20 protein-coding genes are annotated in these 24,962 nt (G+C 69.3%); 13 read left to right on the top strand and 7 right to left on the bottom strand.

The annotated features are described in order from the left end of the window. Positions 1–32 precede the first annotated feature (32 nt). Positions 33–863, bottom strand: a complete 831-nt coding sequence (gene pyrF / locus ACQZ13_RS27715; RefSeq protein ID WP_088407539.1) for an orotidine-5'-phosphate decarboxylase — start codon at positions 861–863, stop codon at positions 33–35. A 70-nt stretch (positions 864–933) separates the two neighbouring features. On the opposite strand from pyrF, the gene ACQZ13_RS27710 reads away from it, so the two are divergent. The 4 genes from ACQZ13_RS27710 to ACQZ13_RS27695 all read left to right on the top strand — a co-directional run bounded on the left by ACQZ13_RS27710 (position 934) and on the right by ACQZ13_RS27695 (position 4,746). Continuing rightward, complete coding sequence (locus ACQZ13_RS27710) at positions 934–1,701, top strand: GNAT family N-acetyltransferase (RefSeq protein ID WP_431049043.1); 768 nt, start codon at positions 934–936, stop codon at positions 1,699–1,701. 97 nt (positions 1,702–1,798) lie between these two features. Next, positions 1,799–2,506, top strand: a complete 708-nt coding sequence (locus ACQZ13_RS27705; RefSeq protein ID WP_431049042.1) for a winged helix-turn-helix domain-containing protein — start codon at positions 1,799–1,801, stop codon at positions 2,504–2,506. Beyond that, positions 2,506–3,822 carry an ATP-binding protein gene (locus ACQZ13_RS27700; RefSeq protein WP_431049041.1) on the top strand — a complete coding sequence of 439 codons (1,317 nt, stop codon included), beginning with the start codon at positions 2,506–2,508 and terminating at the stop codon, positions 3,820–3,822. Before ACQZ13_RS27705 ends, ACQZ13_RS27700 begins: the two co-directional genes overlap by 1 nt. Before the next feature lie 351 nt (positions 3,823–4,173). Further along, positions 4,174–4,746: an outer membrane beta-barrel protein gene (locus tag ACQZ13_RS27695; protein WP_431049039.1), complete on the top strand. Its 573-nt coding sequence runs from the start codon at positions 4,174–4,176 to the stop codon at positions 4,744–4,746. A 238-nt stretch (positions 4,747–4,984) separates the two neighbouring features. Here the strand turns inward: ACQZ13_RS27695 and purB are convergent, their stop codons facing one another. Continuing rightward, entirely contained in the window at positions 4,985–6,352 is a 1,368-nt protein-coding gene (gene purB, locus ACQZ13_RS27690) for an adenylosuccinate lyase (RefSeq protein ID WP_431049037.1), read from the bottom strand. A gap of 156 nt (positions 6,353–6,508) precedes the next feature. Here purB and ACQZ13_RS27685 point away from each other — a divergent pair, with 156 nt between their 5' ends. Then, positions 6,509–9,427 (top strand): polysaccharide deacetylase family protein, encoded by a 2,919-nt coding sequence (locus ACQZ13_RS27685; RefSeq protein WP_431049036.1) that lies wholly within the window; start codon positions 6,509–6,511, stop codon positions 9,425–9,427. A gap of 196 nt (positions 9,428–9,623) precedes the next feature. Further along, on the top strand, positions 9,624–10,133 hold the full coding sequence (locus tag ACQZ13_RS27680; protein WP_431049035.1) for a GNAT family N-acetyltransferase: 510 nt from the start codon (positions 9,624–9,626) through the stop codon (positions 10,131–10,133). A gap of 3 nt (positions 10,134–10,136) precedes the next feature. On the opposite strand, the gene ACQZ13_RS27675 is transcribed toward ACQZ13_RS27680, so the two are convergent. From ACQZ13_RS27675 to ACQZ13_RS27660, 4 genes are all read right to left on the bottom strand, one after another. Beyond that, the gene (locus ACQZ13_RS27675) at positions 10,137–12,248 is read right to left on the bottom strand and encodes a Calx-beta domain-containing protein (RefSeq protein ID WP_431049034.1); all 2,112 of its coding nucleotides are present in this window, start codon (positions 12,246–12,248) and stop codon (positions 10,137–10,139) included. Between the two features lie 129 nt (positions 12,249–12,377). Continuing rightward, entirely contained in the window at positions 12,378–13,040 is a 663-nt protein-coding gene (locus ACQZ13_RS27670) for a glutathione S-transferase family protein (protein WP_431049033.1), read from the bottom strand. Positions 13,041–13,103: 63 nt separating this feature from the next. Then, positions 13,104–14,225, bottom strand: a complete 1,122-nt coding sequence (locus ACQZ13_RS27665) for a M48 family metallopeptidase (RefSeq protein WP_431049032.1) — start codon at positions 14,223–14,225, stop codon at positions 13,104–13,106. Then, the gene (locus ACQZ13_RS27660; protein ID WP_431049031.1) at positions 14,225–15,421 is read right to left on the bottom strand and encodes a YjgN family protein; all 1,197 of its coding nucleotides are present in this window, start codon (positions 15,419–15,421) and stop codon (positions 14,225–14,227) included. Before ACQZ13_RS27660 ends, ACQZ13_RS27665 begins: the two co-directional genes overlap by 1 nt. A 251-nt stretch (positions 15,422–15,672) precedes the next feature. Here ACQZ13_RS27660 and ACQZ13_RS27655 point away from each other — a divergent pair, with 251 nt between their 5' ends. From ACQZ13_RS27655 to metW, 4 genes are all read left to right on the top strand, one after another. Then, positions 15,673–16,305 carry a glutathione S-transferase family protein gene (locus tag ACQZ13_RS27655; protein WP_431049030.1) on the top strand — a complete coding sequence of 211 codons (633 nt, stop codon included), beginning with the start codon at positions 15,673–15,675 and terminating at the stop codon, positions 16,303–16,305. Between the two features lie 192 nt (positions 16,306–16,497). Beyond that, positions 16,498–18,363 (top strand): signal peptide peptidase SppA, encoded by a 1,866-nt coding sequence (gene sppA / locus ACQZ13_RS27650; protein WP_431049029.1) that lies wholly within the window; start codon positions 16,498–16,500, stop codon positions 18,361–18,363. A gap of 143 nt (positions 18,364–18,506) precedes the next feature. After that, positions 18,507–19,697, top strand: coding sequence for a homoserine O-succinyltransferase MetX (metX, locus tag ACQZ13_RS27645; RefSeq protein ID WP_431049028.1), 1,191 nt, complete (start codon positions 18,507–18,509; stop codon positions 19,695–19,697). Beyond that, positions 19,694–20,278 carry a methionine biosynthesis protein MetW gene (metW, locus tag ACQZ13_RS27640; RefSeq protein WP_431049027.1) on the top strand — a complete coding sequence of 195 codons (585 nt, stop codon included), beginning with the start codon at positions 19,694–19,696 and terminating at the stop codon, positions 20,276–20,278. Before metX ends, metW begins: the two co-directional genes overlap by 4 nt. A gap of 36 nt (positions 20,279–20,314) precedes the next feature. On the opposite strand, the gene ACQZ13_RS27635 is transcribed toward metW, so the two are convergent. Continuing rightward, positions 20,315–21,301: a succinylglutamate desuccinylase gene (locus ACQZ13_RS27635; protein WP_431049026.1), complete on the bottom strand. Its 987-nt coding sequence runs from the start codon at positions 21,299–21,301 to the stop codon at positions 20,315–20,317. Between the two features lie 79 nt (positions 21,302–21,380). Between ACQZ13_RS27635 and ACQZ13_RS27630 the strand changes: the two genes are divergently transcribed. The 3 genes from ACQZ13_RS27630 to ACQZ13_RS27620 all read left to right on the top strand — a co-directional run bounded on the left by ACQZ13_RS27630 (position 21,381) and on the right by ACQZ13_RS27620 (position 24,942). Next, positions 21,381–22,235 (top strand): lysophospholipase, encoded by an 855-nt coding sequence (locus ACQZ13_RS27630; RefSeq protein WP_431049025.1) that lies wholly within the window; start codon positions 21,381–21,383, stop codon positions 22,233–22,235. Between the two features lie 103 nt (positions 22,236–22,338). After that, complete coding sequence (locus tag ACQZ13_RS27625; protein WP_431049024.1) at positions 22,339–23,814, top strand: M20 family metallopeptidase; 1,476 nt, start codon at positions 22,339–22,341, stop codon at positions 23,812–23,814. Positions 23,815–23,916: 102 nt separating this feature from the next. Then, complete coding sequence (locus ACQZ13_RS27620) at positions 23,917–24,942, top strand: LysR family transcriptional regulator (protein WP_431049023.1); 1,026 nt, start codon at positions 23,917–23,919, stop codon at positions 24,940–24,942. Positions 24,943–24,962 lie beyond the last annotated feature (20 nt).

Here is a 24,962-nt window from a genome sequence, read left to right as displayed (position 1 = left end):
CCAATTAGTTGGCGGGCGTCAGCGGCCGGGGATCAGGCGCTCGCCGGGGGACGCAGGGCGTCGCGTGTCGCCAGCGCCACACGGCGCGCGGCGGCGGCGAAGTCCTCGCCGGCGGACGCGTACAACACGGCGCGGGAGGAATTCACGATCACCGTGCCGCCGCCCTGGCGCCAGCCGGCGGAGACCGTGGCCGCCGCGTCGCCGCCCTGGGCGCCGACCCCCGGGATCAGCAGCGGCAGCGTGGGGGCGAGTTCGCGCACGCGCTCGATCTCCTTCGGGTAGGTCGCGCCGACCACCAGGCCCAGCTGGCCGTTGACGTTCCAGTCGCCCTCGGCCAAGGCGGCCAGGTGCTCGAACAGGCGCGGCTGGCCCGGCACGTCGGCCAGGCGCTGCATCTGCCAGTCGTCGCCGCCCGGGTTGGAGGTGCGGCACAGCAGGAAGGCGCCCTTGTCGGCGTAGCGCAGGTAGGGCTCGACGCTGTCGCGGCCCATGAAGGGCGACAGCGTGACGGCGTCGGCCTGGTAGCGCTCGAAGGCCTCGCGGGCGTACTGCTCGGCGGTGGCGCCGATGTCGCCGCGCTTGGCGTCCAGGATCACGGGGACGTGCGGCGCGTTGCGCTTGATGTGGGCCATCAGCTGCTCGAGCTGGTCCTCGGCGCGGTGCGCGGCGAAGTAGGCGATCTGCGGCTTGTACGAACTCACCACGTCCTTGGTGGCGTCGACGATGGCGGCGCAGAAGTCGTAGATCCGGCCGGCGTCGCCCTTCCAGTGGGTCGGGAACTTCGCGGGATCGGGATCCAGCCCGACGCACAGCAGGGAGTCGTTCAGGCGCTCGGCCGCCTGGAGCTTCGACATGAATTTCATGTGCGGTATTGTCCCGCTTTTGCTTGAGATCACATCCGGGGGCGACGTCCCCGGGCGCTGGGAGGCGGGGATGGACGTGTTGAGAACGGCGCGCTTGCGCCTGCGGTGGTTCCGGCAATCGGATGCGGCCTTCGTGCGCGGGCTGCTCAACGAGCCGGCTTGGATCGAGCACATCTACGACGCGCAGGTCCGCACCGACGAGCAGGCCGCGGCCTGGATCCGCGAGCGGCTGGAGGCGCGCTACTGGCTGCTGGGCTACGGGTTCTGGGCCGTCGAGCGGCTGGAGGACGGCGAACTGCTCGGCCTGGCCGGCGTGATCCAGCGCGAGGGGTTGCCGCATCCGGACATCGGCTACGGCTTCCCGGCACGGTTCTGGGGCCACGGCTACGCGCGGGAAGCCGCCGCGGCGACCTTCGACTATTGCCGGGAGGTGCTCGGGCTGCGGCACCTGCTGGGCACCACGGCGCCGGAGAACCATCCGTCGGGACGGGTGCTGCTCGCGATCGGCATGACCGACGAGGGCTTGCAGCAGACCGAGGCGCATGAGGGCGAGTCGCGGGTGTATTCCTGGCATGACCCGGCACCGCCCGGCGACGCCGAAGAGATCGCCGCGCTGCGCCGCCGATGGCACGCCGCGCTGCGCGGACCGGCCCGGGCGGCGCTGATGGCCTGCGTGACGCCGGAGACCGTCGACCGCGTGATGGCCAGCCGCACCGACCTGTCCCCGCAGGCGATGGACCACCTGGCGCAGCGCTGGGCGCCGTTGGCGGACGATCCCACGCTGCGGGCGGTGAGGACGCCCGCGGGCTGGCGGCTGGAAGTGCCGGCGGACCGCTGATCCCCGCACAAGGCCCACGCGCAGGCCGCGCGCGTGCGCAGGCGCGCTTAAGCGTGGCTGAAGTCGGCGGGGCGGGGCCTCGCCTATGCTCGACGCCATGGACATTTCTGCTCAGCCCGCCGCGCGCATCCTGCTCATCGAGGACGACGAACGCCTGGCGCAACTGGTCGCCGACGCGCTCGTCAAGGCGAACTACGCGGTGACCGTCTGCGGCGACGGCCTGGCCGGCGAGGCGCTGATGCGGCAGGAGCCCTTCGAGCTGGTGCTGCTGGACGGCCACCTGCCGGGCAAGGATGGCTTCGACGTGCTGCGCGACACGCGCCGGGATTTCGCCGGCCGCATCGTCATGCTGACCGCGCGCGACGACGACATCGACCAGGTGCTGGGTCTGGAGGGCGGCGCGGACGACTACATCGCCAAGCCGGTGGCGCCGCGGGTGCTGCTGGCACGGCTGAAGGCGCTGCTGCGCCGCGATGCGCTGCCGGCGGCGCACCCGATCGGCGAGGCGCTGCATTTCGGTCCGCTGACGCTGCTGCCGCAGTCGCGCGAGCTGCGCCTGAACGGCGAGCCGGTGGTGCTCACCACCGCCGAGTACGAGCTGTTGAACTTCCTGGCGCATCGCGCGGGGCAGGTCGTCAGCCGCGACGACATCATGCAGGGGCTGCGCGGGCTGGAGTTCGACGGCCTGGACCGCGCGATCGACGCGCGCATCTCGCGGCTGCGCAAGAAGATCGGCGACGACGCGCAGGCGCCGGTGCGGATCAAGACGGTGCGCGGGCAGGGCTACCTCTTCGCGATCGACTGATGGCCGCGATCACGCTGCGCGCCTCGCTGCTGCGGATGGCGCTGGGACTCGGGCTGGCGGTGCTGGCGCTGATCCTGCTCGTCGAGGGACTGGTGCTGATCGGCGCGTCCGAGGTCACCAACGACTACGTCCGCAACTTCATGCGCGGCACGGTGGACCTGCTGGTGCGGGACCTCTCGCCGCTCGATCCGCCGGCGCGGCGCGAGCGCGTGCGCGAGCTCGACGCGCAGTTCGACTATCCGGTGCGGCTGATCCGCACGGACCTCGCACAGCTGAGCGCGGATCAGCGTCGCCGGCTGGAGCGCGGCGAGGTGCTGGTCACCGGCTTCAACCGCCGCATCTACGCGGCGCTGCCGGGCGAGCCGGATCAGTTGCTGCTGCTCGGGCCGCTCGATTCCAAGCGGGCCGGGGAACTGCCGAAGGAACTTGCCGCGCAGTTGGGCGTGGCGGTCGTCATCGCTTTGGCGGTCGCGCTGATCGCGTGGTGGCAGTTGCGACCGTTGTGGCGCGACCTGCGCGGCTTGCAGCGCGCGGCCGAGCGCTTGAGCGCGGGGCGGCTGGACACCGAATTGCCGCCGTTGAAGAGCCGGCTCTTCGCGCCGGTCGCCGCGGCGACGCGCGCGATGCTGGAGCGGCTGGCCGCCGCGATGGCGACGCAGCGTGAGCTGACGGGGGCGGTCTCGCATGAACTGCGCACGCCGCTGGCGCGGCTGCGGTTCGCGGTGGATGCGCTCGTCGACGAGGACGACCGCGATCGTCGCGAGCAGGCGGTGATGGCGTGCGAGCGCGACATCGCGGAGCTCGACGAGCTCATCGACGCGAGCCTGACGCTGGCGCGGCTCGACATGGGCGCGCTGCAGCCGCACGTGATGCAGGGCAACCTCGGCGACATGCTGGCGAAGGAGGCGGCTTCGCTGGCGCCGCTGCTCGACGGCAAGGCGCTCGACACCGACCTGCGGCTGCCCGATGCCTTGCCCTTCGACGAACGGCTGCTGCCTTACGCGATCCGCAACGGACTGCGCAACGCGGCGCGGTATGCGAAGGGCCGCATCCTGCTGTCCGCCTGGGTCGAGGCGGGGCAGCTCTGGCTCGCGATCGACGACGACGGGGAAGGCGTGCCGCCGTCGCTGCGCGAAGCGGCCTTCGAGCCCTTCAAGCGCCTCGAACGCAAGGGACGCGGCACGCGCGGCTTCGGCCTCGGGCTGGCCATCGTGCGACACGTCGCGCATGCGCACGGCGGGCACGCGCGACTGGGCGAAGCGCCGCGCCTCGGCGGCGCGCGACTGCTCCTCTACTGGCCGGCCGAAGCGGCCTGAAGATCCGAGTACTGCCACCGCCGCTGGCCCTCACCCCCGCCCTCTCCCGCAAGCGGGAGAGGGAGTCCTACCGGCTCCACGCGCAACATCGCCTCCTCTTTCCCCCTCTCCCGCTTGCGGGAGAGGGTTGGGGTGAGGGCCAGCGGCCGTTGCAGTGCGCAGTGCGCCCCGCGTGAAGCTTCGTCAAGCACTGCGTGCTTCGCTGTCATCGACCGTCACACAAGCGCTCAACTCGCGCCACAGACGCGGCGGGGTCGAATTCCCAGAATGAGCTCCATGTCGAACGAGCCTGATCACTGACCCAGGCGACCCGGAACGACAGATCGATCAACAGCTCTGAAGGAGTTCCAGATGAACAGCAACAACAACACCCGCACCTCGATCAACGGCAAGAAGGCCGGTCTGCTGGCCGCCGCGGCCGTCGCGCTGACCCTGGGCGTGGGCGTGGCGCACGCCGATCCGGTGACCCCGTATTACATCGGCGGCGACGTCGGCAAGGCGTCGCAGCGTGTGGACGGCAATTCGCAGAAGCGCTCGTCGGACAGCTACAGCATCTTCGGCGGCTACAAGTTCAACGAGAACTTCGCGGCTGAAGTGGGCTACACCGACCTGGGCAAGGTCGACTTCGGCGGCGTGACCGCGAAGAACAAGGTGTACTCGCTGGACGGCATCGCCCGCGCCCCGCTGGGCAAGGGCTTCGGCGTCTACGGCAAGGTCGGCGTGGCCTACGCCCAGCGCGACTTCAGCAACGGCCTGGGCGACAAGGACAAGACCGGCCTGAAGCTGGGTGTCGGCGTCGACTACGCGCTGACCAAGAACGTCTCGCTGCGTGCCGAAGCGACCCGCTTCAACAACATGCCGGATGCCAACGGCTTCAACAAGAAGGACGATCGTCTGAGCATGGGCCTGGCCTACCAGTTCTGATCGACCGACGACGGTTGACCGGTGCCGACTCCCCCCGGCACCGGGCCTGACGGGGGCTGCTCCGAGCGACACCCGAAACCCCGATTCCCCGCCAGGTCCAAGGGCAGTGCAGAGATGCGCTGCCCTTTTTTCATTGGCGCGCAACGAGAAAGGCCCGGCAGAGCCGGGCCTTCGATCGGTGTGACGCCGTCGCGCCGTCGCGGCGGCCATTGCGGCCACGGCGGCCGCTCCGCGACCGTCAGATGCGCTTCGCCAGCGACTCGGCCGTGCCGGTGTAGTTGCCCGGCGTCATCGCCAGCAGGCGCTGCTTCTCGGCGTCGGGCAGCTCCAGGCCCTGGATGAAGGCCTGGATCGACTCGCGCGTGATCGCCTTGCCGCGGGTCAGTTCCTTCAGGCGCTCGTACGGGTTGGGCAGCGCGTAGCGGCGCATCACCGTCTGGATCGGCTCGGCCAGCACTTCCCAGGACGCATCCAGGTCGGCGTCCAGCGCGGCCTGGTTGAGTTCCAGCTTGTCGAGGCCCTTGGTCAGCGAGTCGTAGCCCAGCAGCGCGTAACCCAGCGCGACGCCCATGTTGCGCAGCACCGTCGAGTCCGTCAGGTCACGCTGCCAACGCGAGATCGGCAGCTTCTGGCTCAGGTGCGTCAGCACCGCGCTGGCCAGACCGAAGTTGCCTTCGGCGTTCTCGAAGTCGATCGGGTTGACCTTGTGCGGCATCGTCGACGAGCCGATCTCGCCGGCCTTGGTCTTCTGCTTGAAGTAGCCCAGCGACACATAGCCCCACACGTCGCGCGACCAGTCGACCAGGATGGTGTTGGCGCGCGTCACGGCGTCGAACAGCTCGGCCATGTAGTCGTGCGGCTCGATCTGGATCGTGTACGGGTTGAAGGTCAGGCCCAGCTGTTGCTCGATCACCGACCGGCTGAACGCCTCCCAGTCCTTCTCCGGATAGGCGGACAGGTGCGCGTTGTAGTTGCCCACGGCGCCGTTCATCTTGGCCAGCAGCTTCACCTCGGCGATCACGGTGCGGGCGCGGCGCAGGCGCGCCACGACGTTGGCGATCTCCTTGCCGACCGTCGTCGGGCTGGCGGTCTGGCCGTGCGTGCGGCTCAGCATCGGCGCGGCGGCGTGGGTCTGGGCCATCGCGGTCATCTTCTCGATGACGCGGTCCAGCGCCGGCAGGATCACCTGGTCGCGCGCGGCCTTCAGCATCAGGCCGTGGCTGGTGTTGTTGATGTCCTCGCTGGTGCAGGCGAAGTGCACGAACTCGCCCGCGCCTTCCAGCTCCGCCTTGCCGGCGAACTGCTGCTTGATCCAGTACTCGACCGCCTTGACGTCGTGGTTGGTCGTCTTCTCGATGTCCTTGATCGCCTGGGCGTCGGACTCGGAGAAGTTCGCCACCAGCGCCCGCAGGAACTCGCGCGAGGCCGTCGACAGCGGCTTCAGCTCCGCCAGGTCCGCGTCGGACAGCGCGATGAACCACTCGATCTCCACCTGCACGCGGCGGTGCATCAGGCCGAATTCGGACAGCAGCGGACGCAGCGCGGCCATGCGCGACGCATAACGGCCATCCAGGGGCGACAGGGCGGTGAGGGCGGAGAGATTCATGGCGCGCGGGGCCGGAACCGGCCATTCAGGGGGTGGGACAAACCCGGGGATTCTACAGAGCGGGTCACAATGGCCCCCGCTCCGGCCCGCCACCCCCGAGGGGAGTCGCTCGTCGGGCAAGGAGCAAGGACTTTGAGGGAAGGTTCGAGGGAAGGCATGCAAGAGAGAAGTCAACGCAAGGGCGCCACCTGGATGGCCGCTCAAACGCTCACCAGAACGCTCGCCATGGCCGCGGCCTCCGCCGTCACGATGACCGTGCTGAGCGGCTGCAAGCCGTCCGGCGACGCGCCCCGGCCGCTGGCCCCGGTGGAGGCGGCCTCCGCCAATCCGGCTGTCAGCGCCACGCTGCTCAAGCAGAGCGACGAGGTGCTCGCGCGCTACCGCCAGATGATCGTGCTGATGGACGGCGAAGCCTCGCTCAAGCCCGCCGAGCGCGACGCGGTGCGGTCCGTCGGCATGCTGCTCTTCCACGACATGCAGGAGAGCATCCGGGCGCTGGGCGAGACCGCCGGCAGGAGCACCGACCCCGCCGGCCTCGCCGCGCTGTCGGAGTTGCTGGACCGCGTCGAGCAGGAACCCTCGTGGTTCGACGCCGACCGCCTCGCGTTCAAGGAGTTCCTGTCGCAGCTGTCGCAGCAGTTCTCGACCTCGCAGAGCATCGCCGGCCTGAAGCTGGCCAAGCGCGCCGGCGAGGACCTGAGCGTGCTGGCAGAGATCGAGAACGCCTACGAGCAGGAGCTGCGCGACACCTTCGGCCGCTTCGCGCAACGCGGCATCGTGCCCAAGCGCGAGAAGTGGACCGATTACGTCGCCAAGCTCAAGGGCCTGTACGCGCGCGACCGCATCCTGAAGGACTACGCGACCATCCTGCCGGACCTGCAGGCGCGACCGAGCGTCACGGACGGCCCGGACGACGGAGCGACCGGCGCGCCGGGCACGCCGCCCGCGCAGACATCGCAGACGGCAACGGCCCCGGCCGCGACGCGCGGACCGACCAAGGCGGAGCGCGAATTCTTCGGCCGCCAACTGCCGCCCAAGACGGTGCTGCTGACCTTCGACGACGGCCCGCACCCGCGCTACACCGACGAGATCCTGGAGATCCTCAAGCGCTACCAGGCGCCGGCCGTGTTCTTCGAACTGGGGCGCAACCTCGGCAGCGTCGACGCCAGCGGCAAGGTCAAGCCCGGCCCGGGCAGCGAGGTCGCCAAGCGCGTGCTCGCCGCCGGCCATCCGATCGCCAACCACAGCTTCAGCCACGGCGTGATGTCGAAGTTCGAGCTCGACAAGGTGCGCCAGGAGGCCAGCTCGACCGAAGCGCTGCTCGACGCCGCCGGCCGCGACGGCCAGGCGCTGTTCCGCTTTCCCTACGGCGCGCGCAACGACGCGGCGCTGGGCGCGATCGAGGCGCTCAAGCTGCGCTCGATGATGTGGAACGTCGACTCGCTGGACTGGTCCGATCCGATCCCGAAGTCGATCGCCGCACGCGTGCTGGGCGAGCTCGGCAAGCAGCAGCGCGGCATCGTGCTGTTCCATGACATCCACGCGCGCACCGTCGAGGCGCTGCCGCTGGTGCTCGACCAGCTGAAGGCCGAGGGCTACAGGTTCGCGGCCTGGAAGGACGGCAAGATCGTCGCGGCCGACACGCCGGCCGCCGACGCCGCGCCGCCGGATCTCGCCGGCGCCAACCTCTATCGCGACAGCGTGGCGCTGGTGATCGGCATCGACCAGTACAAGGCCTGGCCGCGGCTGCAGCATGCGGTGCGCGATGCCAAGGCGATCCAGGAGACGCTGCAGACGCAATTCGGCTTCCGGCCGGAGAACGTCACCACGCTGACCGACGGCGACGCGACGCGCGCCAACATCCTGCGCGCGCTCAACGGCATGGCGCGCAAGGGCGGCGACGGCAAGCTCAAGCGCGACGACCGCGTGTTCGTGTTCTTCGCCGGTCACGGCAGCACGCGCAAGCTGCCGAGCGGGCGCGACGTGGGCTACATCATCCCGGTCGACGCCGGCACCGACGACCTGCAGACCGACGCGATCGCGATGCCGCAGCTGCAGGAGCTCAGCGAGGCGCTGCCGGCCAAGCATGCGTTCTTCGTCATCGATGCCTGCTACTCCGGGCTGGGGCTGACGCGCGGCGGCGCGCCGGGCGGCAGCTCGAACTTCGTGCGCGACAACGCGCGCCGGCTGGGCCGTCAGATGATGACGGCCGGCGGCGCCGACCAGCAGGTCGCCGACGACGGTCCGGGCGGGCACTCGGTGTTCACGTGGACGCTGCTGCAGGCGCTGTCCGGCAAGGCAGACCTCAACGGCGACGGGCTCATCACCGCGACCGAGCTGGCGGCCTACGTGGCGCCGGCGGTGTCGGCGATCGCTCACCAGACGCCGGCCTTCGGCAGCCTGCCGGGCAGCGAGGGCGGCGAGTTCATCTTCGAACTTGCCTCCGCGCAGGAGCAGGCGCTCAGCGGCGACAGCAACCAGCTCGACGCGAAGGCCAGCGCGTTGGCGAAGCAGGCGGACGACGCCCGCAACGCGCAACTGCAGCCGGTGGCGCAGGCCTCCGCGCCGACCGGCGCCGCACCCGGTTCGCCCGCGGCCAGCGCGACGTCGGTGCAGGTCACGCTGAAGGGCCTGGACGGCACCGACACGGCGATCGCGACCAGCGCCGCGCCGGCGCCGACCAGCGCGCGCATCGCGGCGCAGCGCGCCAACGACCGCGGTCTGCAGCTCTACAAGGAGCGTCGCTACGACGAGGCCGAGGCCGCGTTCACCGAAGCGCTGAAGCTGCAGCCCAAGTTCGCGCTCGCGGCCAACAACCTGGGCTTCATCTACTACAAGCGCGACAAGCCGGCCGAGGCCGCGCGCTGGTACCGCAAGGCCATCGAGATGGACGGCAGCCGCGCGCTGGCGCACCTGAACCTCGGCGACGCGCTGCTGCGCGCGGGTGACGACACGGGCGCGCAGGCGGCGTACCGGGCCTTCATCGAGCTCTCGCCCAAGCATGCGCGGGCTGCGGAACTCAAGGCCTGGATCGAGCATCCGGACAGCGCGAAGAAGCCGGAACCGCCGCGGTGATCGGGCCTCCCGGCCGCCGCGTCGGCGGCCGGGAGGGCCTGCGGAGTCGTCATCGCGCGAGCGTTGGAAAGCGCCGACGGCGGGCGGGTTGTCCCTGATGTGAGGGGCGTTCCGCCTGCTGCTTAATCCGTCCTTTCCCGATCGGTGGACCCGATCGAATGACCGCTTGGTCGACGACTGATTACCGTTTCGTTCGATGTTTTCCCTGGCTTCCGATGGCGCCGCACCGCGCCTGATCCGTGTGCATCAGATGGATCCCCTCGCCTGGGCGCCGCTGCTCGCGGCCAGCGAGAGCGAGGGGCGGCAGATGCTGCGCCGGCTGATGGACGAATGGCGCAGCGGCGCCAACCGCTACGAGCAGCCCGGCGAATCGCTGTGGGCCTGGCTCGATGCGCATGGACAGGTCATCGCGGTGGGCGGGCTCAACGTCGAGCCGCCGCCCGGACGTCCCGGCACCGGCCGCATGCGCCGCTTCTACGTGCATCCCGACTGGCGCGGCCACGGAATGGCCAAGCGCCTCGTGAACGCCGTCCTCGCCAGCGCGCAGGGGCACTTCAGCCGCCTGCACGTGAACTGCGAAGAAGCGGACTCGGCGACCTTCTGGACCCGCTGCGGCTTCACGCCGGTCGCCGCCAACCTCGATGCCATCGAGCGTCCCGCGCGATACACGCACGTGCGGCTGCTGCCGCAGTTCCAGGCGGCCTGACGCTCACAGGACGACCTGACCGTCGATCACGACGGTGAACTGCACGGCGGGATTGATCTCCTGCAGGCGCGCCCTCAAGCCCTCCTCGCGGCGGATTTCGTCGTCACCGATGAAGACGACGTCCTCGTCATCCAGCCGGATCGTGAGCGTCTTCGCATCGAGAGCTGCTACGGTCTCGCGCGACAGGACCACGAGGTTCTTGTTGCCGTTGTCCAGCCAGAACTGTTCGATGCCCTTGATGCCGCCGGAGAACTGTTTCAGGTCGAGGCCGGTGTCACCGGACACATACAGCGTGTCTTCGCCCGCCAGGCCGTCGATGCGCTTCAGATCCTTCTCGCCGGAGTAGGTGAGCACATCGTCCTTCGCCGTGCCGATCAGGTTCTGCACGGTCGGCGTGCTGTTGTCCTTGGCGAGGTAGACGAGGAATTCGTTGACCATCGCCTGCTGGAAGTCCCCATCGTCTTGTGAGTCTCCGCGGTGAGAGGCGAGCGTCCACGGCGTCGTCGTGAGGAACTGCTTGGGCAGGGTCCCGTCAAAGGCGAATGCGATGCCGTTTCGGAAGACAACCTGCATGGCGTCGGTGCGGTTGAGCGTCTCGGTTCCCTCGTCACTGTTGTCGCTGTGTGCTTCGAAGACCACGTTGTCGGCAACCCCGACAAGAGGTTTGTCGCGATCAGGTCGCGTCACCAAGCGGGCGTCGCCACTGGCGCCATAGACATCGAAAATGACCGAACCGTCTTCATTCGGGTAATGGCTGCTCAATCGACCGTTCCCGCTGTTACCCAGGTTGAACAGAGATCCCCGCTTCCAACCCTCCGACTGCACGTTGGCATAAATCACTGCGCTTTTCCAGGAGTCGCTACTCACGCCAACCGAAGCCATCGAGTCATCGGCCGTGCCATTGCGCCCGGCATTGAAACTGATCGCCGGCGAGCCGTCTGATCTCGTGACGATCTTTCCGCCATGGACGATCACCCCCTGACGCAGCGGGTCGACCGCCTCCATGTGTCGCGAATGTCCCGACTGGTTGTACCAATGCGTCACGTAACCCTTGTCCGACGCTCCTCGTCCGACGAAGTTCAGCAGCGCCTCGCGATCGAGTTGATCGTTGGCATCGAAGCCGATGTCCATCTCCGTGTCATCGGACGAGCGTCGCACGCGAATCGCAGAACCTCCCAGTTCGGCGTTGAGGTCCCGCATGCCGTAGGCCGCTTGCAGGCGCGTGACGTCGACCTCATGGATCGTGCCTATCCCTTCCGCGCGATCCAACTTTCCCCCGATCGGATCGGAGAGCTTGACCAACACCTGCTCGTCGGTTTCCCGCAGGTAATCGCCGTTGACCAGAAGACGGACAAGTTGCTGGGCTTCGCCCGCCTTGAACGACACGGTCCCTGTCTGCACGCCGATCAGATCGTCCGCGGCGACCGTGCTCTTGTCCGCCTGGACAGAGAAACGCACCGAACCCGTCTGGTTCAAGTCTCCCGAGCGTTGAACGAGGAAGACCAGCTCGCGCGCACCGGTCGTGTCCTCGATGACGTGCGCGTTCGACAGGGAGAATCTGGCAGGCTCGGGCCGGACGGGCGTCTCCGGTGTGAGGGGCTCGGTGGGCTTGACCGGAGTCACCGGTGCGATGGGATCGACAGGCTTGACTGGAGTCACCGGTGCGACGGGCTCGACAGGCTTGACCGGAGTCACCGGGGTGGTGGGCTCGGCAGGCTTGACCGGCGTGACTGGTGTGACGGGATCAACGGGCTTGCCGGGAGCTATCGGCGTGATGGGCTCGACAGGTTTGGCGGGAGACAGGGGCTTCGGCGATGGCATCGTCTGTGCCTTGGTGCCCGCGCCGACGGCCACGGTCCCGATCAGACCGACGATCCCCAGCCCGACACCCGCTGCCGACAGCGAAGGCGCCTCGGGCAAGGCAGCCTCGTCCGCCGGCGGCGCGGCGTCGTTGTTCCCTGCGGTGTCGTCGTCCGGCGCCGGATCCTTCGCCCGGGGCTTCACAACCTCGTCGCCGTCGCCGTCTCGGCGGCGGCGTCGTACCGGTGGCGATGCGGAAGCAGACTTCGATTCCAAGGAGCGCATGAACGTGATTCGCAGGAAGTGGATGAACACCCGCCACTGTGCTGGGACATCCGTCCTCGCGAAATTGCCTCGATGCGTCGCCCGGTCTGCATCAGACCTCAATCGTCGTGGTGCGGCAGGTCCTTTGGGTCAGGGGTGTCCTGGTCCTGAACGCCGGGCTCAAGCCGTCTTCGGCGGCCAGTGTTTCGCGCAGACGTCGGCGACCTGCGGCGTCGCCTCGATGCGTTGGAGCAGCGCGAAGAACTCGGGGCGGCTCGCCTCCAGGTGCTTCCGCGAGCCCGACCACTTCGAGACGATCACGGCCATCGCGTCGAGCGCCCCCGGCTTCGCGCCGCTCAGCCACGGCCGACCGGGGAACATGTCCGCGAAGGCCTTCCAGTGCTTGTGCAGCCGCGCCTTGGTGCCGGTGACGATGGCCTCGCGGTCGTCCTGGTCGGTGCGGGTGGAGTAGCGCTCCGGGTAGTCGATGATGCTGATGCAGCTGTAGCAGTTGGCCGCGATGTAGACGAGGCCGCGCAGGATCTGGTCGCGCTGCTGCGCGTCGTCGCCGAGCAGTCCGGCCTCGGCGAAGCGCAGGCCGAGGTGCATCAGGATGGCGCCGCTTTCGGTGAGGACCTCGCCCTCGGGGGTGCGCAGCGTCGGGATCTGCATCAACGGATTGAGCGCGCGCAGCGCGTCCTGCTCCGACGCGTTCTCCCACGAGGACGCATGCACGTTGCGGTACTCCTGACCGCACCAGCGCAGGCCGATCTCGACGATCGCCGAGCCGGAGCCCTGGGTGCCGTAGAGGACGTAGCCGGAAGTGGAGGGGGAGGCGGTCATCACGATCTCCGCGAAGGTGGAGCGGAGAGTGTAGGAGCGCCCGCCGACGGGCATCAACGCTCCTCAGCGTTCGAAGAACCGCATCCGCTCCTCGTCCGCCGGATGCGAGTTGAAGGCGATGCGCAGCAGCGCGTCGGCGCCCGCCTTGGCCTTCTCACCGACATCGCGGCCGAGGCTCTTCGGCTCAGAAGCGCGCTCGGTACGCGTCTGCGCGGAGCGCTTCGATCGCCAGTCGCCGATGCGCTCGAACAGCACCAGCATCGCCCGCGGCGAGCGGCCGCTGTCGATGAGCAGCCGCTTGGCCTGCGCGTCGGCCGCGCGTTCGAAGTCGCGCGAGTAGCTCGCCTGCATCAGCACCGCCGGCGCGCCCGCGAGCAGGCTCGAGAAGTCGCCGATCGCGAAGCCGAGCAGGCCGCCCATCAGGCTGGCCCGCATCGTGAGCCGCAGGCCGTGCTGCTCGCGCACATGGCCCAGCTCATGCGCCAGCACGCCGAGTACCGCGTCGGGTTCGTCGCCCAGCAGCTTGAGCAGCTCGTCGGTGACGACGATGTGCCCGCCCGGCAGCGCGAACGCGTTCGGGCCGAGGCGCTGGCTCGCGTCGCGGAAGTGCAGTTCGTACGTCGTCGCTTCGCCCGGCTGGCTCGCGACCATCGCGGCGAAGCGCTCGCGCCATTGCGCTTGTTCGTGCGCCGGAACCTGGCTCGGCTTGAGCAGCAGGCTGTCGATCTGTTCCATCGCGCCGTCGCCGATCGACTGCTCGATCGATGCGGGCAGGTGCCGCGCGATCACGTCCGCCGCCGCAGGCACGCCCCAGTGCCAGGTCGCGCCGCCGACGGCCACGACCACCGCCAGCGCGACGACCGAATGCTTCCAGCTGGAGAACCAACGCACCGCGAGCCCGCCGCCGAGCCCGCGCCCTTGCGTCGAGGCGTCCGCCCACTCATCCCAATCCGCGGCGTCGCGGGACATCAGCACGCCGCCGTCGGGCAGCTGCGCCTGGCGTTGGCCGTGGCGCGTGCGCTCCGGCCATTGCACCTGACGGATCGGATAGCGGCGCTCGACGCCCGCGAGGTCCTGGTCGTGGACGACCAGCTGCTCGCGCTCCAGCCAGAGCCGGACCGGCCGCGCGCGGGCGCTGCGGCCGTCGAACCAGTCCGCCTGCAGCGTCGCCGGTCCGTCCGCCATCACAGGCCCATGTCGATGCCGAAGAAGTCGCCGGCGAGGTCGCCCGCGGCGTCCTGCGACGCGCTCTCCTGACCGGCCACCCAGGTCTCCGGATCGCCGTCCATCGTCAGGCTCACGGCCTCCAGGCGCAGTCGCGCGGTGTTCACCGCGGCGAACGGCCGGTACAGGCCGAGCGTCACCGCCGTCAGCAGCCAGTTCTTCAGCGTGAGCTTGGCCAGCGCGGCGAAGCGCAGCTGGCTGGTGAACGACAGGTCGTCGGTCGTGGTTCGGTTCCAGAGCAGGTTCTGGAATCGCGCAGTGAAGAACGAGCCCACCACGGTGAAGATCAGCAGGTAGATCAGGCCCATCGACACGAACATCGAGACCATCAGGGCCACCTGGGACTTGCCCAGGAAGACGCTGATGCCCGACATCAGCATCGTCACGATCGTGCCGCCCAGGACCACGAGCAGGCCGATGCCCGCGCCCTTGAGGCACAGCCAGTACACGCTGCCCGCGGTGAGGTTCAGCTCACCCTGCTGGGCCGCGATGCGGTAGCCGTTGTGCTGGTAGCGCTTGATCCCGGTCATGACCCACGGCGCGGCCAGCGCCATCAGCAGCGTCGCGGCGATGACCAGCCACTCGACGGCGCCGAACTGGGGTTTGCCGTTGGCGGACAGGTCGGCGCGACCCGCGATCGCCTGGGCGGCGAGGACGATGCCCGACATCACCCAGATCGGCAGCACCGGCAGGTAGGCGCCCTTGAGCGTGCCGACGAATCCGAATCTCAGCCCGCGCCAGCCGGTGTTGCCCAGCCGGAACTGCATGCCCGCGCGCCACAGCGCCGGCCAGATCGCGGCCATCACGCCGAAGGCCACCAGCCCCGCCAGCGGCGAGAAATGGCCCGCCGCCGAGTACGTGCCCATCAGCACCACCAGCAGCAGGTGGCCGCGGAACATCTTCCACGGATCGCCGTGGAAGGACAGCGCGTGGCCGTCGATCAGCGTGTTGGCGTAGAAGTAGCGGATGCGCCGCGCCTTCGCGAACGGCCAGTACAGGCTGGCCGTGACGATCGTCAACAGCAGGTTGACGATCCAGATCCGGAAGTATTCGCTGCCCGATCCGGTGAACTGGATCTCGAGCTTGCGCTTGCGGTACTCCGACAACGGCCATCCGGTCAAACCGACGGTCGTCGCCCCCTCCTCGTGCTGCGGCATGGATTCCCTCTCTCTGATGCTGTCTTGTCGTTCTTGTGGCCGGTCTCCTGGGGAGCCGGTCCGTCTCATGGGCGCACCGCTTGCCTGATGCGCCTTCGTCGGCCCCTCGACCGCGACCCCGCATTCAGGCGGGGCGGGCGGGAGTGTGCGTCACCGGCCCAAGGGACGGCAATACACCCAAATGAGGGCCGCGCCACTGTCGCGTCCGGGAGTCAGTCTCCAAAGTCGACTCGCTAGAATCCTCCGACACCATGAAGCTCATCGGATCCCTCCCCAGCCCCTACGTCCGCAAGGTCCGCATCGTCATGGCGGAAAAGAAGCTCGACTACCAGTTCGAGCTGGAAGACGTCTGGGGCAGCGACAACATCCTCAAGATCAACCCGCTCGGCAAGGTGCCGTGCCTGGTGATGGAGGGGCAGGATTCGATCACCGGCGCGGTGTTCGATTCGCGCGTCATCGTCGAGTACGTGGACACGCTGTCGCCGGTGGGCCGCCTGATCCCCGAGCGCGGTCGCGAACGCTGCGAGGTGCGCACCTGGGAAGCGCTGGCCGACGGGCTGATCGACGCCTGCGTCGCCGCACGCCTGGAGCACACCTGGTCCGGCCGCGCCCCGGCCGAGCGCAGCGAGGCCTGGGTGGAACGGCAGATGAACAAGGTCCTGGCCTCGCTGCAGGCGATGGCCAACGGGCTGGGCGAGAAGAACTGGTGCTCCGGCAACCACTTCACGCTGGCCGACATCGCGCTGGGCTGCGCGCTGGGCTACCTGGACTTCCGTTTCGCCGAGATCGACTGGCGCGCCGCGCATCCCAACCTCGCGAAGCACTTCGACAAGCTCATGACGCGTCAGAGCTTCCAGGACACGGTGCCGCCCGCGAGCGCCTGATCCGGCGCGGTCCGCGCCATTGGCGCGCGTCAGACACCTTCTCCCCCTGAAGAGCGATTTCCCGGCGGCTGTCCGGCTGACTTCCCGCCGACATTTCCAACTGGGCTCACAATCGTCCGGTCCGGCGGGGATCGGTCCCGATCGCCGCCGTCCTGATATTCCATTGACGGATCCCGGGAGGATTGGATGGGTGTGAAGCGGGTGTTGGCGCCGGTCGGGCGCTTCTTCGGTGGCGTGTGGTGGTTCCTGAACGGCACGCGGCGCGTGGTGTTCACGCTCCTGTTCTGGGTGATCCTGATCGCCCTGATCTGGGCGGCGGTGCACGGCGGCAAGCCCTTGCAGGACAAGACGACGCTGGTGCTGGACATCCGCGGGGATGTCGTCGAGCAGTTCTCCGGCTCGCCGCGCGATCAGGCGATCGCGCAGATCAAGGGCGAGGCGCGGGCCCAGACGCGGCTGCGCGACATCCTGCGCGCGCTGGACGCGGCGGCCAAGGACGACCACATCGTGCAGGTCGTGCTCAACCTGGACCAGTTCGGCGGCGCCACGCCGGCCGCGCTCCATGAGATCGAAGCCGCGCTGACCCGCTTCAAGGCCAGCAAGAAGCCGGTGGTCGCCGCCGGACTGGCCTTCGACCAGCGCTCGTACTACCTCGCGGCGCAGGCCACCGAGGTCTACGTCCACCCGATGGGCGGCGTGATGATCGAAGGCTACGGCCGCTACCGCAACTACTACAAGGACGCGCTGGACCGCGTGGGCATCTCGCCCAACGTGCTGCGCGTGGGGACCTACAAGAACGCCGTCGAGCCCTACTTCGCCAACGGCCCGTCGCCTGCGACGATGGAAGCCGACGCCTATCTGTACGACGAGCTGTGGGCCCGTTACCAGACCGGCGTCGAGACCGCGCGCAAGCTGCCCAAGGGATCCATCCAGCGCGCGATCGACGAGCTGCCGCAGCGCCTGAAGGCCGTGGGCGGCGATCCCGGCAAGTTCGTGCTGGCCGAGAAGCTGGTCGACGGCCTGAAGACCGAGGACGAGGTCGAGGCGCTGCTCGAGAAGCGCGGCGCCAAGGACGAGAAGCGCCTGCGCCAGATCAACCTGGGCGCCTATGTCGCGCAATTGCCGCCCAAGCTGCCCAAGCCCGAAGGGCAGGTCGGTGTGATCGTGGCCGAAGGCGAGATCGTCGACGGCAGCGCCGGGCCGGGCAAGATCGGCGGTGAGTCGATGTCCAAGCTGATCCGTCAGGCGCGCGAGGACGACAAGATCAAGGCCGTCGTGCTGCGCGTGAATTCGCCGGGAGGCAGCGCCTTTGCCTCCGAGCTGGTCAGACGCGAGCTGGAACTGACGCGCGCGGTCGGCAAGCCCGTCGTCGTGTCCATGGGCGGCGTGGCGGCGTCGGGCGGGTACTGGATCTCGATGTCGTCCGACGAGGTGATCGCCGACGCGTCGACGATCACCGGCTCGATCGGCGTGTTCGGCATGCTGCCCACCGGCGAGAAGCTGCTGGACAAGCTGTCCATCCACACCGGCGGCTACGCGACGACCTGGCTGGCCAACGGCTATGACCCGCGGCGTCCGCTGGATCCGCGCATGGCGCAGGTGGTGCAGTCGTCCATCGAGCACATCTACGCCGACTTCACCGGCAAGGCGGCGCAGGCGCGCAAGAAGTCCCCGCAGCAGATCGACGCCGTCGGCCAGGGCCGCGTGTGGACCGGCTCGCAGGCGCTGGAACGCGGGCTGGTCGACCGCAACGGCCTGCTGGCCGACGCGATCGCCAGTGCCGCCAAGCGCGCCAAGCTCGGCGACGATCCGACGGTGCGTTACGTCGAACCCGACCGCAGCACGGTCGATCGTCTGCTGACCAGCATGGGCGACGCGGCGGCGCCGTCGCTGCGCGGCATGGTGATGCACGCGCTGGGCGGCATTCCGGCGGTGCCGGCGCCCTTGCGCGAAGCGCAGGTCGACATCACCTGGCTGGCCGAACAGGCCGAGGCGGGGCCGGCGGGCGCCAAGCCGCCGGTGCGGGCGATCGTCCACTGCCTCTGCACCGCGCCGTAGCTATACTTCCCCCCGATGGCGCCGATTTGTCCGGCTTGCGGGCGCCCAAGAAATGCAGCTAAAGAGGGACACCCGATCCACGGATCGAGACCCGGTGTTCCGCTTCAAGCAGCGGCGCCGGGTTTTGTTTTTTGGGGTGTTCCATGGGATCTGTCGGTGACGTCACACCGCAGCGCTTGTTGTTCGACGAGCCGCTGAACCTGCGCAGCGGCGCCCGGATCGGCGGGTACGAGTTGATGGTCGAGACCTACGGCCGGCTCAACGAGGACAAGTCCAACGCGGTCCTCGTCTGCCACGCGCTGAACGCGAGCCACCATGTGGCCGGCACGCATGCCGGCATCGACAAGAGCGAAGGCTGGTGGGACAACCTGATCGGTCCCGGCAAGCCGCTGGACACGGACCGCTTCTTCGTCATCGGCATCAACAACCTGGGCTCGTGCTTCGGCTCGACGGGGCCGATGCATCTGAACCCGGAGACCGGCCGTGTGTACGGGAAAGACTTCCCCGTCGTCACGGTGCAGGACTGGGTCGACGCGCAGGCGCGCGTGCTGGACCGCTTCGGCATCCAGAAGCTGGCGGCGGTGCTGGGCGGCTCGCTGGGCGGCATGCAGGCGCTGGACTGGTCACTGCGGTATCCGGAGCGCATGCGCCACTGCATCGCGGTGGCGACCGCGCCCAACCTGTCGGCGCAGAACATCGCGTTCAACGAGGTCGCCCGGCGGGCGATCATCACCGACCCGGAATTCCACGACGGCTTCTTCTACGAGCACGGCGTGGTGCCGCGCCGCGGCCTGCGGGTGGCGCGCATGATCGGCCACATCACCTACCTGAGCGACGACGTGATGGAGGAGAAGTTCGGCCGCCAGATGCGCTCGGCGGAGCTGGGGTATTCGACCTCGGACATCGAGTTCCAGATCGAGAGCTACCTGCGCTACCAGGGCGACAAGTTCAGCGAGTACTTCGACGCCAACACCTACCTGCTGATCACGCGGGCGCTGGACTACTTCGACCCGGCGCGCGAGCACGGCGGCGACCTGAGCCGCACCTTCGCCAGCGCGCTGTGCAAGTTCCTGGTGGTGAGCTTCACGACCGATTGGCGCTTCTCGCCGGCGCGCTCGCGCGAGATCGTGAAGGCGCTGCTCGACAACAAGCGCGACGTGTCCTACGCCGAGATCGATGCGCCGCACGGCCACGACGCCTTCCTGCTCGAGGACCCGCGGTATCACGGCGTGCTGCGCGCCTACTTCGACCGCATCGCGAAGGAGCACGAGAAGCCGATGCCGGGTGGTGCGTCCGCGCCGGTCTCCCATCGTCTGCAGGGAGTGTCGGTATGAGCGATCGGGCCGTGATGGACATGATTGCCGAGCTGGTCCCGACCGGCTCGCGCGTGCTCGACCTGGGCTGCGGCACCGGCGAGCTGCTGGCGCACCTGCAGGCGACGAAGGGCTGCACCGGTTACGGCGTCGAGCTGGACGATGCGAACGTGCTCGCCTGCGCGCAGCGCGGTGTGAACGTGATCCAGCTCAACCTCGAAGAGGGTCTGGCGATCTTCGAGGACCAGAGCTTCGACGTCGTGCTGCAGCTGGAGACGCTGCAGAACCTGCGCAACACCGAGGCGATGCTGCGCGAGACCGCGCGCGTCGGCCGCATGGGCGTCGTGAGCTTCCCCAACTTCGCGCATTGGCCCAACCGCCTGCAGGTCCTGTCGGGCCGCATGCCGGTGACGCGCGTGCTGCCGTACCAGTGGTACGACACGCCCAACATCCGCGTCGGCACCTACGCCGACTTCCAGATCCTGGCGCGCAAGTGCGGGCTGCGGGTGCTGGACAGCTTCGGCGTGCAGGGAGGCCGTCAGGTCCGCGTGATGCCGAACCTGATGGCGAGCATGGCGGTGTTCAAGTTCGATCGGGATTGAGCGTCGGCGACCCGCGGCGCGGGCTGCGCGTGGCGTTCAATCCTCGTAGCGTCCCAGCCTCACCATCGTCTGTCCGCTCAGACCGGCGCGGCGCGACGGCATGATCAACACGCACTCGTCGTGCGGCGTGACCCATCGTCGATCGCCGTCCTGGGCCAGCGGCGTGCCGGCGTGCGGGATCACCTTCAGGTGGTGCGTGGGCACGAGGAAGCGGAACTCCGGCGTCACCGCCGTCACGCCCTCGCCGACGCGCACGAGCCGCTGCCGTTCAGGTGCCGGCACGCGCAGCTGGGCATCCGCCCACGCCGCGTCGACCATCTCCAGGTGGCGCAGGAATCGCAACGTCACGTCCAGCGCCATGTCCGCGCTCGCGGGCTCCCAGTGCGAGCCGCATTCGACCAGCACCGCCTGCCGCTCGCTGCGCGGATCGGCGAAACCGCCGCGATCGATGAGCCGCAGGCCTGCTGCATGGCCGGTGTCGACCAGCAGGGTCTCGGGCTGCCCCAGGGCCTTGGCGAGCGGCACGCTCTTGTCCGTCATGCCGCAGATCGTCAGCGCCGGCGCGCCCGCTTCCTGCATCGAGTGCAGGTCCAGCAGCACGTCCGCCGCGTCGACGAAGGGCGCCAGCTCGCGCGCCCGCCGCAGTTCCACCGAGTCGCGCGTGCCGCGCAGCACCGCGTCGTCCCAGATCCGGTTCATGTCCTCGTCGACGCAACGGGACGCAAAGGGTTCAAGCGCATTGAAGCGCCCGAAGGCCTCGACGTTGGCGAAGGCCAGGATCAACCGACCGCGCAGGGGCTTCACGTCCTCGCGCAGGAGCGTGTCCAGCGCGATCGCGCCGCACAGCTCGTTGCCGTGCGTCAGCGCGACCACCATCGCCGTAGGACCCGGCCGGCCGGACTCCAGCACATGCACGAACTCGACATCGGTCCCCGTGCCCCGCCGCCAGCGCTCGATCGCCGGCGGCTGGAGCCGGACTTCCGGGTTGAAGGGCGGGAAGGACTCGAGCAGGGCGGGCGTCATCGTCTTCGCAACGTAGGGTCGAAACGTGGGGGGCGTCCACAACAGGTGGAGGTCGCGGTCGATCCTACACTCCGACCCCATGAAGACTCTCACCGGCCATGACGGCCTCCCGCTGCACTGGCGGGAATGGGGCGCCGACCTGTCGCTCCCCACCCGCGGCACCGTGCTGATCGTCCACGGCCTGGGCGAACACATCGGCCGCTATGAAGCCGTCGCCGGGCGTCTGAACGACTGGGGCTGGCATGTCGCCGGCTTCGACCAGCGCGGGCACGGCGCCTCCGGCGGCCCGCGCGGCGACATCCCGAAACACGACAGCCTGCTGCTGGACCTCGCCGCCACCATCGACTGCCTGCGCGCCGACGACCGCAAGGGGCGGGGACCGCTGATTCTGCTCGGGCACTCGATGGGCGGCGCCGTCGTCGCCCGCTTCGTCGCCGGCGCGCTGGAGAACGCCCCCTGGTCGCGGCCGGTCGACGGCCTGGTGCTGAGCTCCCCGGCGCTCGATCCGGGGCTGTCCGCCCTCCAGCGCGGGCTGCTCGGCGCGACGCTGCCGCTGGTGCCGCACCTGGCCGTGGGCAACGGGCTCGACCCGTCCTGGATCTCGCGCAGCCCGGACGTGGTCCAGGCCTACAAGGACGATCCGCTGGTCCACAACCGCATCACCCCGACACTCGCGAAGATGATCGCCCGCTTCGGCGCCGAGACGCTGCCGCTGGTGCCGCGCTGGACCACGCCGACGCTGCTGATGTGGGCCGGCGCCGACCGCTGCGTCGCGCCCGCCGGCAGCGCGGCCTTCGCCGCCGCCGCAGGCTCCGCGGCAGGCGGGGCGGTGCAGGCCGTGCCCTTCCCGGGCCTGTCGCACGAGATCTTCAACGAACCTGAGCGCGAACAGGTCTTCGCCCGCCTGCGCGCCTGGCTGGGCACACGCTCCTAGAATCAGCCGATCAACTCTCTTTCCCCACGTTCCGCCCGGACCGGCCGCCCCACGCGACCCCGGACCCAGCCAAGGCGGCCCACCGGCCGCGCAGGAGATCCACATGAACGCACGTGATCCGTCGTTGCCGCTGCAGACCGATGAAATCAGCGCCCTGGGCGCCTTCGCCGAGAAGGTCTGGGACCAGGAGATCGTCCCCGCGCTGACCGACTACATCGCCATTCCCGCCAAGAGCCCGATGTTCGACGCCGACTGGCAGGCCAACGGCTACATCGAGCGCGTCGTGCGCGACGCCGCCCAGTGGGTGGAGAGCAAGAAGATCCCCGGCCTGAAGCTGGAGGTCATCCGCCAGGACGGCCGCACGCCGGTCATCTTCTTCGAGCTGCCGTCGACCAAGCCGGAGAGCACCGACACGGTCGTCCTCTACGGCCATCTGGACAAGCAGCCCGAGTTCAACGGCTGGCGCGCCGACCTCGGCCCGTGGACGCCGAAGTACGAGGACGGCAAGCTCTACGGCCGCGGCGGCGCCGACGACGGCTACGCGATCTACGCCTCCATCACCGCGCTGCTGGCGCTGGACCAGCAGGGCATCCCCCGCCCGCGCTGCGTCGGCCTGATCGAGGCCTGCGAGGAGTCGGGCTCCTACGACCTGCCGGCCTACATCGACCTGCTCCGCCCGCGCCTGGGCAACGTGTCGCTGGTGGTCTGCCTGGACTCCGGCGCCGGCGACTACGACCGCCTCTGGATGACCACCTCGCTGCGCGGCATGGTCTCGGGCGTGCTGAAGGTCGAGGTGCTGACCGAAGGCATCCACTCCGGCGACGCGTCGGGCGTGGTGCCCTCGTCCTTCCGCATCCTGCGCCAGGTGCTGGACCGGCTCGAAGATTCCAAGACCGGCCGCCTGCTGCCCGAGTCCTTCCATTGCGACATCCCCGGCGTGCGCTTCGAGCAGGCGCAGGCGACCGCCGCGATCCTGAAGGAAGAGGTCTACAAGCGCCTGCCCTGGGCCTGCGGCGCGGACGGCGCGCCGGTGCTGCCGGTGACCTCCGACCCGGTCGAGGTGCTGCTCAACCGCACCTGGCGGCCGACGCTGTCGGTCACCGGCGTGGACGGCTTCCCCGAACTGAAGAGCGCCGGCAACGTGCTGCGCCCGTACACCGCGTTCAAGCTGTCGCTGCGCCTGCCGCCGCTGATCGACGGCAACGAGGCCGCGCTCAAGCTCAAGGCGCTGCTGGAAGACAACGCGCCGTACAACGCCAAGGTCAGCTTCGTGCCGGACGGTCGCGCCGGCGCCTACGGCGCCACCGGCTGGAACACGCCGGAGCTGTCGCCGTGGCTGAGCCAGGTGCTGGACGACGCCAGCCAGGCCCACTTCGGCCAGCCGGTCGGCTACATCGGCCAGGGCGGCACCATCCCGCTGATGAGCATGCTGCAGAAGGGCTTCCCCGCCGCGCAGATGATGGTCTGCGGCGTGCTAGGCCCCAAGAGCAACGCCCACGGCCCCAACGAGTTCCTGCATGTGCCCTACGGCAAGCGCCTGACCGCCGCGGTGGCGCAGGTGATCGCCGCGCACCCCTGACCGCCGCGGACCCGGTCGGCGGCCATCGGGTCGCCATGGTCCGCTGATCGACGCACAGAGAGGCGGCCCGCGGCGACGCGGCGTCCGCCCGGAGGAGACGGGATGGATCAGGTCAAGGCGATGCGGGTCTTCACCCGCGTGATCGACGAGGGCAGCCTCGCCGCTGCCGCGCGGGCCATGGACCTGGCACCCGCCGTGGTCACGCGGCTGGTCGCGGATCTGGAGGAGCACCTCGGCGCGCGGCTGCTCAACCGCACGACGCGTCGGCTGTCGCTGACCGACGTCGGCGAGGGCTACCTCGAACGCTGCCGCCGCATCCTCAGCGACATCGAGGAGGCGGAGGCGCTGGCCTCCGCCGCGACCAACGAGCCGCGCGGCACGCTGCGCGTGCTGATCCCCCCGGCCATCGCGATCCATCAGCTGGCGCGGCACATGGCGCGCTTCCACGCCATGTACCCGCTGGTCAGCGTCGAGCTGGTCGCGCCCGGCCCCGTGGACACGCTCGACGAGAGCTTCGACATCACCGTCATCTCCACCCGCAGCCCGCTGCAGGGCGACTTCATCGCCCGCAAGCTGGCGCGCACCGAGGTGATCCTGTGCGCCTCGCCCGAGTACCTCGGACGGCGCGGCAAGCCGCAGCATCCCTCCGACCTCAAGCAGCACGACGTCATGCTGCCGCCCATCCACGAGCTGACCCGCGGCGTGACCTTCGAGCGCTGCGGCGCCGACGGCCTCACCACCGAGAGTTTCTTCGCGATCCCCAGCCGGCCGGTGATGACGACCTCCTCGGTCGACACCAAGTACGCCTGCGCGCTGCACGGACTGGGCGTGGCCGGGCTGCCGTCCTTCGTCGTCGGCGACGCGCTGATGGAAGGCGCGCTCGAACGCGTGCTGCCGCAGTGGCGCATCTACAGCTACGCGCTGTGGGCGGCGATGCCCACCCGCAAGTTCGTCCCGGCGCGCACCCGCGCGTTCATGGACTTCCTCGTCGAGATCTTCGGCGGGAAGGACGAGGATCCGTGGCTCACCGCCGCCGGATGCCCGTCGTACCGCGCAGCGCAGGAGTTCCTGGCCGCGCAGGCGGCGCAAGCGGCGAAGGCCGCCGCCACGCCGGCCGAGGGAGACTGATCCGGCGCGACGCGCGGTCG

This window comes from Roseateles sp. L2-2, from assembly GCF_050613215.1.
Taxonomy (GTDB): Bacteria; Pseudomonadota; Gammaproteobacteria; order Burkholderiales; family Burkholderiaceae_C; genus Roseateles; species Roseateles noduli.
This window is presented reverse-complemented; position numbering and strand designations above follow the sequence as displayed.

Excerpts from the sequence above, each read along its gene's own strand:
- pyrF (WP_088407539.1), bottom strand. The coding sequence starts at position 863 with ATGAAATTCATGTCGAAGCTCCAGGCGGCCGAGCGCCTGAACGACTCC.
- ACQZ13_RS27710 (WP_431049043.1), top strand. The coding sequence starts at position 934 with ATGGACGTGTTGAGAACGGCGCGCTTGCGCCTGCGGTGGTTCCGGCAA.
- ACQZ13_RS27705 (WP_431049042.1), top strand. The coding sequence starts at position 1,799 with ATGGACATTTCTGCTCAGCCCGCCGCGCGCATCCTGCTCATCGAGGAC.
- ACQZ13_RS27700 (WP_431049041.1), top strand. The coding sequence starts at position 2,506 with ATGGCCGCGATCACGCTGCGCGCCTCGCTGCTGCGGATGGCGCTGGGA.
- ACQZ13_RS27695 (WP_431049039.1), top strand. The coding sequence starts at position 4,174 with ATGAACAGCAACAACAACACCCGCACCTCGATCAACGGCAAGAAGGCC.
- purB (WP_431049037.1), bottom strand. The coding sequence starts at position 6,352 with ATGAATCTCTCCGCCCTCACCGCCCTGTCGCCCCTGGATGGCCGTTAT.
- ACQZ13_RS27685 (WP_431049036.1), top strand. The coding sequence starts at position 6,509 with ATGCAAGAGAGAAGTCAACGCAAGGGCGCCACCTGGATGGCCGCTCAA.
- ACQZ13_RS27680 (WP_431049035.1), top strand. The coding sequence starts at position 9,624 with ATGTTTTCCCTGGCTTCCGATGGCGCCGCACCGCGCCTGATCCGTGTG.
- ACQZ13_RS27670 (WP_431049033.1), bottom strand. The coding sequence starts at position 13,040 with ATGACCGCCTCCCCCTCCACTTCCGGCTACGTCCTCTACGGCACCCAG.
- ACQZ13_RS27665 (WP_431049032.1), bottom strand. The coding sequence starts at position 14,225 with ATGGCGGACGGACCGGCGACGCTGCAGGCGGACTGGTTCGACGGCCGC.
- ACQZ13_RS27660 (WP_431049031.1), bottom strand. The coding sequence starts at position 15,421 with ATGCCGCAGCACGAGGAGGGGGCGACGACCGTCGGTTTGACCGGATGG.
- ACQZ13_RS27655 (WP_431049030.1), top strand. The coding sequence starts at position 15,673 with ATGAAGCTCATCGGATCCCTCCCCAGCCCCTACGTCCGCAAGGTCCGC.
- metX (WP_431049028.1), top strand. The coding sequence starts at position 18,507 with ATGGGATCTGTCGGTGACGTCACACCGCAGCGCTTGTTGTTCGACGAG.
- metW (WP_431049027.1), top strand. The coding sequence starts at position 19,694 with ATGAGCGATCGGGCCGTGATGGACATGATTGCCGAGCTGGTCCCGACC.
- ACQZ13_RS27635 (WP_431049026.1), bottom strand. The coding sequence starts at position 21,301 with ATGACGCCCGCCCTGCTCGAGTCCTTCCCGCCCTTCAACCCGGAAGTC.
- ACQZ13_RS27630 (WP_431049025.1), top strand. The coding sequence starts at position 21,381 with ATGAAGACTCTCACCGGCCATGACGGCCTCCCGCTGCACTGGCGGGAA.
- ACQZ13_RS27625 (WP_431049024.1), top strand. The coding sequence starts at position 22,339 with ATGAACGCACGTGATCCGTCGTTGCCGCTGCAGACCGATGAAATCAGC.
- ACQZ13_RS27620 (WP_431049023.1), top strand. The coding sequence starts at position 23,917 with ATGGATCAGGTCAAGGCGATGCGGGTCTTCACCCGCGTGATCGACGAG.